At 67.6% G+C, this 12,819-nt stretch carries 6 protein-coding genes; all 6 read right to left on the bottom strand.

What is annotated here, in order from left to right; genetic code table 11:
• Window positions 1-37 precede the first annotated feature (37 nt).
• The 6 genes from tuf to rpoB all read right to left on the bottom strand — a co-directional run bounded on the left by tuf (window position 38) and on the right by rpoB (window position 12,431).
• Entirely contained in the window at window positions 38-1,234 is a 1,197-nt protein-coding gene (gene tuf / locus J2X64_RS11530) for an elongation factor Tu (RefSeq protein WP_310154138.1), read from the bottom strand.
• Window positions 1,235-1,368: 134 nt separating this feature from the next.
• Window positions 1,369-3,486, bottom strand: a complete 2,118-nt coding sequence (gene fusA / locus J2X64_RS11525; RefSeq protein ID WP_310154135.1) for an elongation factor G — start codon at window positions 3,484-3,486, stop codon at window positions 1,369-1,371.
• A 114-nt stretch (window positions 3,487-3,600) separates the two neighbouring features.
• Entirely contained in the window at window positions 3,601-4,071 is a 471-nt protein-coding gene (gene rpsG, locus J2X64_RS11520; RefSeq protein ID WP_310154132.1) for a 30S ribosomal protein S7, read from the bottom strand.
• Window positions 4,071-4,445, bottom strand: coding sequence for a 30S ribosomal protein S12 (gene rpsL, locus J2X64_RS11515; protein WP_310154129.1), 375 nt, complete (start codon window positions 4,443-4,445; stop codon window positions 4,071-4,073). Before rpsL ends, rpsG begins: the two co-directional genes overlap by 1 nt.
• Before the next feature lie 527 nt (window positions 4,446-4,972).
• The gene (locus tag J2X64_RS11510; protein WP_310154127.1) at window positions 4,973-8,851 is read right to left on the bottom strand and encodes a DNA-directed RNA polymerase subunit beta'; all 3,879 of its coding nucleotides are present in this window, start codon (window positions 8,849-8,851) and stop codon (window positions 4,973-4,975) included.
• A gap of 103 nt (window positions 8,852-8,954) precedes the next feature.
• Window positions 8,955-12,431, bottom strand: coding sequence for a DNA-directed RNA polymerase subunit beta (gene rpoB / locus J2X64_RS11505; RefSeq protein WP_310154123.1), 3,477 nt, complete (start codon window positions 12,429-12,431; stop codon window positions 8,955-8,957).
• Between the last annotated feature and the right edge of the window lie 388 nt (window positions 12,432-12,819).

The raw sequence follows: 12,819 nt of genomic DNA, 5'->3' as shown, positions 1-12,819 counted from the left end.
GAAGCTGCGGGGCCCCTTGACGAGCCGAGGCGTCAGATCACTTGTTGATCTTGGTGACGCGGCCGGCGCCGACGGTGCGGCCGCCCTCGCGGATGGCGAAGCGCAGGCCCTCCTCCATGGCGATGGGCTGGATGAGCTCCACCTTCATCTCGGTGTTGTCGCCGGGCATGACCATCTCGGTGCCCTCGGGCAGGTGGACGACACCGGTCACGTCAGTCGTACGGAAGTAGAACTGCGGACGGTAGTTGTCGTAGAACGGCGTGTGCCGGCCACCCTCGTCCTTGGACAGGATGTAGACGTTGGCCTCGAACTCCGTGTGCGGGGTGATCGAGCCGGGCTTGCAGATGACCTGCCCGCGCTCGACGTCCTCGCGCTTGGTGCCACGAAGCAGCAGGCCGACGTTCTCGCCCGCACGACCCTCGTCGAGCAGCTTGCGGAACATCTCGATGCCGGTGACGGTGGTCTTGGCCGGGACACCCGGGTGGATGCCGACGATCTCGACCTCCTCGTTGACCTTGAGGATGCCGCGCTCGATGCGGCCGGTGACGACGGTGCCACGACCGGTGATCGTGAAGACGTCCTCGACGGGCATGAGGAACGGCTTGTCGACCTCGCGCTCCGGCTCCGGGATGGCGGAGTCGACGGCGTCCATGAGGTCCAGGACCGACTGGCCCCACTCGGCGTCGCCCTCGAGGGCCTTGAGCGCCGAGACCTTGACGACGGGCAGGTCGTCACCGGGGAACTCGTAGTCGGACAGCAGCTCGCGGACCTCCATCTCGACGAGCTCGAGGATCTCCTCGTCGTCGACCATGTCGGCCTTGTTCAGCGCCACGACGATGTAGGGGACGCCGACCTGGCGGGCCAGGAGGACGTGCTCCTTCGTCTGCGGCATCGGGCCGTCGGTGGCGGCGACCACGAGGATCGCGCCGTCCATCTGGGCCGCACCCGTGATCATGTTCTTCACGTAGTCCGCGTGGCCGGGGCAATCGACGTGCGCGTAGTGACGCGACTCGGTCTGGTACTCGATGTGCGCGATGGAGATGGTGATACCGCGCTGCTTCTCCTCGGGCGCCTTGTCGATGTCCTCGAACGCGAACTGCGGGTTCAGGTCCGGGTACTTGTCGTGCAGGACCTTGGAAATCGCAGCCGTCAGCGTCGTCTTACCGTGGTCGATGTGACCGATGGTGCCGATGTTGACGTGCGGCTTAGTCCGCTCGAACTTTGCCTTCGCCACTTGATGTCCTCCTCAGGACTCTCTGGGTGATACGCCGTACGACCTGGTAGGACGTGGCGCGGATCTGTGGGTGGTACTTGGGGGTGGTGCTGGGTGGTCCTACGACCGCGGTGCGCGACCGGTAATGCTACCGGTCACTCGCCCCGGGTCTTCTTGATGATCTCCTCGGCCACAGCCTTGGGGACCTCGGCGTAGGAGTCAAACTCCATCGAGAAGCTCGCCCGGCCCTGCGTCTTGGACCGCAGGTCGCCGACGTAGCCGAACATCTCCGACAGCGGGACGAGGCCGCGGACGACCTTGGCACCGCTGATGTCCTCCATGCCCTGGATCTGGCCACGGCGGGAGTTGATGTCACCGATGACGTCGCCCATGTAGTCCTCGGGCGTACGCACCTCGACGGCCATCATCGGCTCGAGCAGCACGGGGTCGGCCTTGCGGACGGCCTCCTTGAGCGCCATGGAGCCGGCGATCTTGAACGCCATCTCGGAGGAGTCGACGTCGTGGTACGCGCCGTCGAGCAGGGTCGCACGGATGCCGACGAGCGGGTAGCCCGCGAGCACGCCGTACTGCATCGCGTCCTGGATACCGGCGTCGACCGACGGGATGTACTCGCGCGGGACGCGACCACCGGTCACCTTGTTCTCGAACTCGTAGAGCTCGCCGGACTCGGTGGTGTCCAGGGGCGCGAGGCTGATCTGGACCTTCGCGAACTGGCCCGAGCCACCCGTCTGCTTCTTGTGGGTGTAGTCGAGCTTCTCCACGGTGCGGCGGATCGTCTCGCGGTAGGCCACCTGCGGCTTGCCGACGTTGGCCTCGACCTTGAACTCGCGCTTCATGCGGTCCACGAGGATGTCCAGGTGGAGCTCGCCCATGCCGGCGATGATCGTCTGGCCGGTCTCCTCGTCGAGGTGGACCTGGAAGGTCGGGTCCTCGGCGGAGAGCTTCTGGATGGCCGTCGACAGCTTCTCCTGGTCGCCCTTGGTCTTGGGCTCGATGGCGACCTGGATGACCGGCTCCGGGAAGGTCATGGACTCCAGGACGATCTGCTCGTTCGGGTCGCAGAGCGTGTCACCGGTGGTGGTGTCCTTGAGGCCGATGGCGGCGTAGATGTGGCCAGCCAGCGCCTCCTCGACCGGGTTCTCCTTGTTGGCGTGCATCTGGAAGAGCTTCCCGATGCGCTCCTTCTTGCCCTTGGTCGAGTTCACGACCTGCGAGCCCGCGGCGACGCGGCCGGAGTAGACCCGGATGAAGGTCAGGGTGCCGAAGAACGGGTGGGCGGCGACCTTGAAGGCCAGCGCGGAGAACGGGGCCTCCTTGCTCGGCTCACGGGTCATCTCGACGGACTCGTCGCCCGGCTTGTGGCCCTTCATGGCCGGCACGTCGAGGGGCGACGGCAGGTAGTCGACGACCGCGTCCAGCATCGGCTGCACACCGCGGTTCTTGAACGCGGAGCCGCAGAAGATCGGGTACAGCTCGGAGGTGACCGTGAGCTTGCGGATGCCCGCCTTCAGCTCGTCGATCGACAGCTCCTCGCCACCGAGGTACTTCTCCATGAGCTCGTCGTCGGACTCGGCGACGCGCTCCACGATGTGGTTGCGGTACTCCTCGGCCTTGGCCTGCAGGTCCGCCGGGATCTCCTGGATCTCGTACTTGGCGCCCATGGTGACGTCACCCTTGGCGTCGCCCGGCCAGACCAGCGCGCGCATGTAGAGCAGGTCGACGACACCGATGAAGTCGTTCTCGGAGCCGATCGGCAGCTGCATCACCAGCGGCTCGGCGCCGAGGCGGTCCTTGATGGTCTGCACGGTGAAGTAGAAGTCGGCACCGAGCTTGTCCATCTTGTTGACGAACGCGATGCGCGGGACGTCGTACTTGTCGGCCTGGCGCCAGACGGTCTCGGACTGGGGCTCGACGCCCTCCTTGCCGTCGAAGACGGCGACGGCGCCGTCGAGCACGCGCAGCGAGCGCTCCACCTCGACCGTGAAGTCCACGTGGCCGGGGGTGTCGATGATGTTGATCTGGGTGCCCTCCCAGAAGGAGGTGACCGCGGCAGACGTGATCGTGATGCCGCGCTCCTTCTCCTGCTCCATCCAGTCGGTGGTCGACGCGCCGTCGTGCGTCTCACCGATCTTGTGGTTGACACCGGTGTAGAAGAGGATGCGCTCCGTCGTCGTCGTCTTGCCGGCGTCGATGTGCGCCATGATGCCGATGTTGCGGACCTTGTTGAGGTCCGTCAGGACGTCGAGTGCCACTCGTTTCTCATCTCGCTCGTTGCGGAAGTTCTGTGTTGCGCGCGGCAGGCGGTGGCCCGGCCGCGGGGCCCCGGTGCACCGCCCGCGCGAGGCGGGCGGCACACCGGGTCGCTGTCACCAGCGGTAGTGCGCGAAGGCCTTGTTGGACTCGGCCATCTTGTGGGTGTCCTCGCGACGCTTCACCGCGGCACCGAGGCCGTTGGACGCGTCGAGGATCTCGTTCATGAGGCGCTCGGTCATCGTCTTCTCGCGCCGCTGGCGCGAGTAGCCGACCATCCAGCGCAGGGCCAGGGTCGTGGCGCGGTTCGGCTTGACCTCGACCGGGACCTGGTAGGTCGCGCCACCGACACGGCGGGACTTGACCTCCAGGGTCGGGCGGATGTTGTCCAGCGCGCGCTTGAGGAGCACGACGGGGTCGGAGCCGGTCTTCTCACGGCAGCCCTCGAGGGCGCCGTAGACGATGGTCTCGGCGATCGACTTCTTGCCGTCGAGGAGGATCTTGTTGACCAGCGCGGTCACCAGCGGGGACTGGTAGACCGGGTCGACGACGAGGGGGCGCTTCGGCGCGGGTCCCTTGCGAGGCATTACTTCTTCTCCATCTTCGCGCCGTAACGGGAACGGGCCTGCTTGCGGTTCTTGACACCCTGGGTGTCGAGCGAGCCGCGGATGATCTTGTAGCGCACACCCGGCAGGTCCTTCACACGGCCGCCGCGCACGAGCACGATCGAGTGCTCCTGCAGGTTGTGGCCGACGCCCGGGATGTAGGCCGTGACCTCGATGCCGCTGGTGAGGCGCACACGGGCGACCTTCCGCAGGGCCGAGTTCGGCTTCTTGGGCGTGGTGGTGTAGACGCGGGTGCAGACACCGCGGCGCTGCGGCGAGCCCTTGAGGGCAGGGGTCTTGGTCTTGGTGACCTTGTCCTGCCGGCCCTTGCGCACCAGCTGGTTGATCGTAGGCAACCTGTTCTCCGTACGTTGTCGATTGTCTGCGCCCCCGGGCGTCTCGCGACGCGCCTCGGGCGCTCCTTGGTGTTGTCGCCGTGTCCGGCCCCCGCACTCGGGTGTGTCGGACGTGGCGCTCTCCCCTGCACTTCCCACGGCAGACCCTTGCGGATCGGTCGGAGGTTGCCCGGCGAGAGGTGGTGCCTTCCCGGCGGCCCCTCGTGCTTCCACGGTCGGCGCCGGCTCCGGCGGTCGCGTCCGAGGCAGACCTCAGACACAGTGTTCAAAGATACCGTCTGCGCAGGAGCCGTCCAAATCCGTGGAGCAGCACCCCACCGCGGTCCCCCGCACGGCATTCCCCCGGTACAACACCGCAGGTGCCGCGCGTATGCCGCATCCCTCCCCACGTGTTGCCACGAGGTGGTCACCGAGCGGCCGTTTCGGCGGGTGCGTGACCACTGGCCGGCGACAGGTGGGCACAACGCGAGGGCGGGTATGCCGTGTGTCTCCACACGGCATACCCGCCCTCGGTGGTGCGGGGAGACTCAGTCCAGACCGAGCTCGGCGTCGTCGAGGCGGATCGCCTCGCCGGAGCCGGGGCCGAACACCGGGTAGTCGTACTCGTAGTTCGGCATCGAGTACATCGCGGCCTTGGCCTCCTCGGTCGGCTCGACCTTGATGTTCCGGTAGCGCGGGAGACCCGTGCCGGCCGGGATCAGCTTTCCGAGGATGACGTTCTCCTTCAGACCCAGCAGCGGGTCCGACTTGGCGTTCATCGCGGCCTCGGTGAGGACGCGGGTCGTCTCCTGGAAGGAGGCGGCCGACAGCCAGGAGTCCGTGGCCAGCGAGGCCTTGGTGATGCCCATGAGCTCGGGGCGACCCGAGGCCGGGCGACCGCCCTCGGACACCACGCGACGGTTCTCGTTCTCGAACCGGCCGCGCTCGGCCAGCTCACCGGGGAGCAGGTCGGCGTCGCCCGACTCGATGATCGTGATCCGGCGCAGCATCTGTCGGACGATGACCTCGATGTGCTTGTCGTGGATCGACACACCCTGCTGGCGGTACACGTGCTGGACCTCGTCGACGAGGTGCATCTGCACCGCACGCGGGCCGAGGATGCGCAGCACCTGCTTGGGGTCGATCGACCCCTGCGTCAGCTGGGCGCCGACCTCGACGTGCTCGCCGTCCTGGACCAGCAGGCGCGCGCGCTTGCTGACCGGGTAGGCGTGCTCCTCCGAGCCGTCGTCCGGCGTGAGCATGATCCGGCGGGTCTTGTCGGTGTCCTCGATGGACACGCGGCCCGACGCCTCGGCGATCGGGGCGACACCCTTGGGGGTGCGCGCCTCGAACAGCTCGACGACACGCGGCAGACCCTGCGTGATGTCGTCACCGGCCACACCACCGGTGTGGAAGGTACGCATCGTCAGCTGGGTGCCGGGCTCACCGATCGACTGGGCCGCGATGATGCCCACGGCCTCGCCGATGTCGACCAGCTTGCCGGTGGCCAGCGAACGGCCGTAGCACGCGGCGCAGGTGCCGACGTGCGACTCACAGGTGAGCACCGAGCGGACCTTGACCTCCTCGACGCCGGCGGCGACGAGGGCGTCGATGACGACGTCACCGAGGTCGATGCCGGCCTCGGCCAGCGTCGAGCCGTCCTTGACCACGTCGGCCGCGAGCGTCCGGGCGTAGACCGAGGTCTCCACGTCGTCGTGCTCGACCAGCGCGCCGTCGGCCGTCTTGCGGGCGATCGGCATGGTCAGGCCGCGCTCGGTGCCGCAGTCGTCCTCACGGATGATGACGTCCTGCGACACGTCGACGAGGCGACGCGTGAGGTAACCGGAGTCGGCGGTCCGCAGCGCGGTGTCCGCCAGGCCCTTGCGGGAACCGTGCGTGGAGATGAAGAACTCGAGCACCGAGAGGCCCTCGCGGAAGTTCGCGCGGATCGGTCGCGGGATGATGTCACCCTTCGGGTTCGACACCAGGCCACGCATACCGGCGATCTGCCGCAGCTGCATCCAGTTACCACGAGCACCCGAGGACACCATCTTGTAGATGGTGTTGGTCTTCGGGAGGTTGGCCTCCATCTCCTTGGCGACCTCGTTGGTCGCCTGCGTCCAGATCTCGATGAGCTCCTGGCGACGCTCGTCGTCGGTGATCAGACCACGCTCGTACTGGGTCTGGACCTTGGTGGCCTTGGTCTCGTAGCCCTCGAGGATCTCGATCTTGCGCGGCGGGGTGACGACGTCGGAGATGGCCACCGTGGTGCCCGAGCGGGTCGCCCAGTGGAAGCCGTAGTCCTTCAGCGCGTCGAGGCTCGCCGCGACCTGCACCTTGCTGTACCGCTCGGCGAGGTCGTTGACGATCGAGGAAAGACGCTTCTTGTCGACGACCGCGTTCACGAACGGGTAGTCCACCGGGAGCGTCTGGTTGAACAGCGCGCGACCCAGGGTGGTCTCGACCACGAGCGAGGCGACCTGGCCCTGCTCGTTGGCCTCGACACCCTCGGGCAGCTCCGTGCCGGGCACCGGGACGACGTCCAGGAGCCGGATCTTCACGACGCTGCCGAGCTCGAGCTCGCCGGCGTCGAACGCCATCCGGGCCTCGGAGACGCTCGCGAACGCGCGGCCCGAGCCCTTGCCGTTCTCCACCTCGGAGGTGAGGTGGTACAGGCCGATGATCATGTCCTGGGTGGGCATGGTCACCGGACGGCCGTCGGCCGGCTTGAGGATGTTGTTCGAGGACAGCATGAGGATGCGGGCCTCGGCCTGCGCCTCAGCCGACAGCGGCACGTGCACGGCCATCTGGTCACCGTCGAAGTCCGCGTTGAACGCGGTGCAGACGAGCGGGTGGATCTGGATGGCCTTGCCCTCGACCAGCTGCGGCTCGAAGGCCTGGATGCCGAGGCGGTGCAGGGTGGGTGCACGGTTCAGCAGGACGGGGTGCTCGGTGATGACCTCCTCGAGCACGTCCCACACGACCGGGCGGGCCCGCTCGACCATGCGCTTGGCCGACTTGATGTTCTGCGCGTGGTCGAGGTCGACCAGGCGCTTCATCACGAACGGCTTGAACAGCTCCAGGGCCATCTGCTTGGGCAGGCCGCACTGGTGCAGCTTGAGCTGCGGGCCGACGACGATGACCGAACGGCCGGAGTAGTCGACGCGCTTGCCGAGCAGGTTCTGGCGGAACCGGCCCTGCTTGCCCTTGAGCATGTCGGACAGCGACTTCAGCGGACGGTTGCCGGGGCCCGTGACCGGGCGACCGCGACGGCCGTTGTCGAAGAGGCTGTCGACGGCCTCCTGCAGCATCCGCTTCTCGTTGTTGACGATGATCTCGGGCGCACCGAGGTCGAGCAGTCGCTTGAGGCGGTTGTTGCGGTTGATGACGCGGCGGTACAGGTCGTTCAGGTCGGAGGTCGCGAAGCGGCCACCGTCGAGCTGCACCATCGGGCGCAGGTCCGGCGGGATGACCGGGACGGCGTCCAGGACCATGCCCGCGGGCTTGTTGCTCGTCGCCTGGAAGGCGGTGACGACCTTGAGCCGCTTGAGGGCACGGGTCTTCTTCTGGCCCTTGCCGGTGGCGATGATCTCGCGCAGGAGCTCGGCCTCGGCCTCGAGGTCGAAGGTCTGCAGGCGCTTCTGGATCGCCGCCGCGCCCATGCCGCCCTCGAAGTAGAGGCCGAACCGGTCGCGCATCTCGCGGTAGAGGATCTCGTCGCCCTCGAGGTCCTGGACCTTGAGGTTCTTGAACCGGTCCCAGACCTGCTCGAGGCGCTCGATCTGCTGGTCCGCGCGCTTGCGGATCTGGTTCATCTCGCGCTCGGCGGACTCGCGCACCTTGCGGCGGGCGTCGGCCTTGGCACCCTCGGCCTCGAGCTCGGCCAGGTCGGCCTCGAGCTTCTTGGCGCGGGTGTCGATGTCGGAGTCGCGCTTGTTCTCGAACTCCTTCTTCTCGACCTCGATCTGGGCCTCGAGCGAGGGCAGGTCCTTGTGGCGCTGCTCCTCGTCGACCGAGGTGATCATGTAGGCCGCGAAGTAGATGACCTTCTCGAGGTCCTTCGGGGCCAGGTCGAGCAGGTACCCGAGGCGCGACGGGACGCCCTTGAAGTACCAGATGTGGGTGACGGGGGCGGCGAGCTCGATGTGGCCCATCCGCTCACGACGCACCTTGGCGCGGGTGACCTCGACGCCACAGCGCTCACAGATGATGCCCTTGAAGCGGACGCGCTTGTACTTGCCGCAGTTGCACTCCCAGTCCCGGGTGGGGCCGAAGATGCGCTCGCAGAACAGGCCCTCCTTCTCCGGCTTCAGGGTGCGGTAGTTGATGGTCTCCGGCTTCTTGACCTCGCCGTGGCTCCACTGGCGGATGTCCTCCGCCGTGGCCAGGCCGATGCGCAGCTCGTCGAAGAAGTTGACGTCGAGCACGTGGTTCCTTCTCTCGTGTCTCTAGGTAGAACTCAAGGGGGTGGTCGTCAGGAGGGGCGGTGTGCCGCGTGGCCGGCGCTGGGCGCGGCCACGCGGCCCACCGTCACACCTCCTCGACCGAGCTGGGCTCGCGCCGGGACAGGTCGATTCCGAGCTCCTCGGCCGCGCGGAAGACGTCCTCGTCGGACTCCTTCATCTCGATCGCGGTGCCCTCGCTGTTGAGGACCTCCACGTTCAGGCAGAGGGACTGCATCTCCTTGATGAGCACCTTGAAGGACTCGGGGATGCCGGGCTCGGGGATGTTGTCGCCCTTGACGATGGCCTCGTAGACCTTCACGCGGCCCTGGACGTCGTCGGACTTGATCGTCAGCAGCTCCTGGAGGGCGTAGGCGGCGCCGTACGCCTCGAGCGCCCACACCTCCATCTCACCGAAGCGCTGGCCACCGAACTGCGCCTTACCACCGAGCGGCTGCTGGGTGATCATGGAGTACGGGCCGGTGCTGCGGGCGTGGATCTTGTCGTCCACGAGGTGGTGCAGCTTGAGGATGTACATGTAGCCGACGGACACCGGCTCCGGGAACGGCTCGCCGGAGCGGCCGTCGAAGAGCCGGGCCTTGCCCGTGCCGTCGATGAGGCGGACGTCGTCGCGCGTCTTGAGCGTGGAGTCCAGCAGACCCACGATCTCGTCCTCGCGCACACCGTCGAACACAGGGGAGGCGACGCGGGTGCCGGCCGGGGCCTGGCGTGCGTCCTCGGGGATGAGCTTGGCCCACTCCGGGTTCTCCGCGATCTCCCAGCCGCGGCTGGCTGCCCAGCCGAGGTGGAGCTCGAGGATCTGGCCGACGTTCATACGACCGGGGACACCGAGCGGGTTGAGCACGACGTCGACGGGCGTGCCGTCCTCGAGGAACGGCATGTCCTCGACCGGCAGGATCTTGGAGATGACGCCCTTGTTGCCGTGGCGGCCGGCGAGCTTGTCACCGTCGGTGATCTTGCGCTTGTTGGCCACGTAGACGCGCACCAGCTGGTTCACGCCCGGGGGCAGGTCGTCGCCCTCGTCCTTGTCGAAGACCTTGACGCCGATGACGGTGCCGGTCTCGCCGTGGGGCACCTTGAGGGAGGTGTCGCGGACCTCGCGGGCCTTCTCGCCGAAGATGGCGCGCAGCAGGCGCTCCTCCGGGGTCAGCTCGGTCTCGCCCTTGGGCGTGACCTTGCCGACGAGCAGGTCGCCGTCGCGGACCTCGGCACCGATGCGGATGATGCCGCGCTCGTCCAGGTCGGCCAGGACGTCCTCGGAGACGTTCGGGATGTCCCGGGTGATCTCCTCCGGGCCGAGCTTGGTGTCGCGGGCGTCGACCTCGTGCTCCTCGATGTGGATCGAGGAGAGGACGTCGTCCTGCACCAGGCGCTGGCTGAGGATGATCGCGTCCTCGTAGTTGTGGCCCTCCCACGGCATGAACGCCACGAGCAGGTTGCGCCCGAGCGCCATCTCGCCACCGTCGGTGGCGGGACCGTCGGCGATGACGCCGCCGGCCTCGACCCGGTCACCCTCGTTGACGACGACGACCTGGTTGTACGAGGTGCCCTGGTTGGAGCGCGCGAACTTGGCGATCCGGTAGGTGCGGGTCGAGCCGTCGTCACCGGCGACCGTGACGAGGTCGGCGGAGACCTCGGTGACCACACCGGCGACCTCGGCCCGGACGACGTCGCCGGAGTCGAGGGCGGCGCGGTACTCCATGCCGGTGCCGACCAGCGGCGCCTCGGACTTGACCAGCGGCACCGCCTGGCGCTGCATGTTCGAGCCCATGAGCGCGCGGTTGGCGTCGTCGTGCTCGAGGAACGGGATCAGCGCGGTCGCGGCCGACACCATCTGGCGGGCCGAGACGTCCATGAAGTCGACGTCCTCACCCGGGATGTAGTCGACCTCGCCGCCCTTGGTGCGGACCAGGACGCGCTCGTCGGTGAAGTTGCCCTCGGCGTCGATGACGGCGTTGGCCTGCGCGATGACGTGCCGGTCCTCCTCGTCGGCGGACAGGTAGTGGATCTCGTCCGTGACGCGGCCGTTCACGACCTTGCGGTACGGCGTCTCGATGAAGCCGAACGCGTTGATCCGCCCGTAGGACGCGAGCGAGCCGATGAGGCCGATGTTCGGGCCCTCAGGGGTCTCGATCGGGCACATGCGGCCGTAGTGCGACGGGTGGACGTCACGGACCTCCATGCCGGCGCGGTCACGGGACAGACCACCCGGGCCGAGGGCCGACAGACGCCGCTTGTGCGTCAGGCCCGCGAGCGGGTTGTTCTGGTCCATGAACTGCGACAGCTGCGAGGTGCCGAAGAACTCCTTGATCGAGGCCACCACGGGGCGGATGTTGATCAGGGTCTGCGGCGTGATCGCCTCGACGTCCTGCGTGGTCATGCGCTCGCGAACGACGCGCTCCATGCGGGACAGGCCGGTGCGGACCTGGTTCTGGATCAGCTCGCCGACGTTGCGCAGGCGGCGGTTGCCGAAGTGGTCGATGTCGTCGACCTCGACCACGACCTCCTCGCCGTTCTTGCCCGTGAGGGTGGACTCACCGGCGTGCAGGGCGACGAGGTACTTGATCGTGGCGACGATGTCGTCGACCGACAGCACCGACTCCGACAGCGCGCCGGGCACGCCCAGCTTGCGGTCGATCTTGTAGCGACCGACCTTGGCCAGGTCGTAGCGCTTGGTGTTGAAGTAGAGGTTGTCCAGGAGGGTCTGGGCGGCCTCACGGGTCGGCGGCTCGCCCGGGCGCAGCTTGCGGTAGATGTCGAGCAGCGCGTCGTCCTGGCCGGCCGTGTGGTCCTTCTCCAGGGTGAGGCGCATCGACTCGTAGTCGCCGAACTCCTCGAGGATGTCGGCCTCGGTCATGCCGAGGGCTTTGAGGAGCACCGTGACCGACTGCTTGCGCTTGCGGTCGACGCGGACGCCGACCATGTCGCGCTTGTCGATCTCGAACTCGAGCCAGGCGCCACGGCTCGGGATGACCTTGGCGGTGTAGACGTCCTTGTCGGAGGTCTTGTCCGGGGTGCGCTCGAAGTAGACGCCCGGGCTGCGGACCAGCTGGGAGACGACGACGCGCTCGGTGCCGTTGATGATGAAGGTGCCGCGCTCGGTCATGAGCGGGAAGTCGCCCATGAAGACCGTCTGGCTCTTGATCTCGCCGGTGGTGGTGTTCATGAACTCCGCCGTGACGAACAGCGGGGCGGAGTAGGTCTGGTCCCGCTCCTTGCACTCCTCGATGGAGTACTTGACCTCCTCGAAGCGGTGGTCACGGAACGACAGCGACATGGAGCCGCTGAAGTCCTCGATGGGCGAGATCTCCTCGAAGATCTCCTCCAGGCCCGAGCGGTCGGGGACGTCGCCCCGGCCCTCGGCCTTCGCCTCGGCGACCCGGGCCTGCCAGCGCTCGTTGCCGAGGAGCCAGTCGAAGCTCTCGGTCTGGAGAGCCAGGAGGTCGGGGACCTCGAGGGGTTCGCGGATCTTCGCGAAGGACAGACGGCCGGAAGCCGTCCGTGCGGTGGACACAGTCTGAGTCGCGTTGCGCGAGGCAGCCAAGGAGGGGTCCTTCCACGGGCCTTGTGTTGAAACCGATGCCGCGCCGACCACCATGTCGGCCACGAGGAGCACCGGCCACGGATCCGTGCCGGAGGGCACGGCGAAGGGCAGGTGTCGATGGGGTCGGCGAAAGAGGGCAGCGCAAAGGATGAGCATAGACCCACGAGGGCAGGACTGTCCAACCGCGTCCAGCCGGTTTTCACCAGGGCTGTCGACGGGGGTCTCGCCGGGGCCGCAAGCCCCGGGTTTCGGATCGACGCAGACGAGGATGACGGGCGAAGGGCGGATCGTCAAGGGGAACGGACGGCGTGGCGCGCGTGCCGGCCCCCGGGACGACTGCGACGACGCCCCGTCCGGGGCGTCGTCGCAGGTCAGGCGGGGTGCGGCG

It is taken from the genome of Phycicoccus sp. 3266, assembly GCF_031456495.1.
Taxonomy (GTDB): domain Bacteria; phylum Actinomycetota; class Actinomycetes; order Actinomycetales; family Dermatophilaceae; genus Pedococcus.
This window is presented reverse-complemented; position numbering and strand designations above follow the sequence as displayed.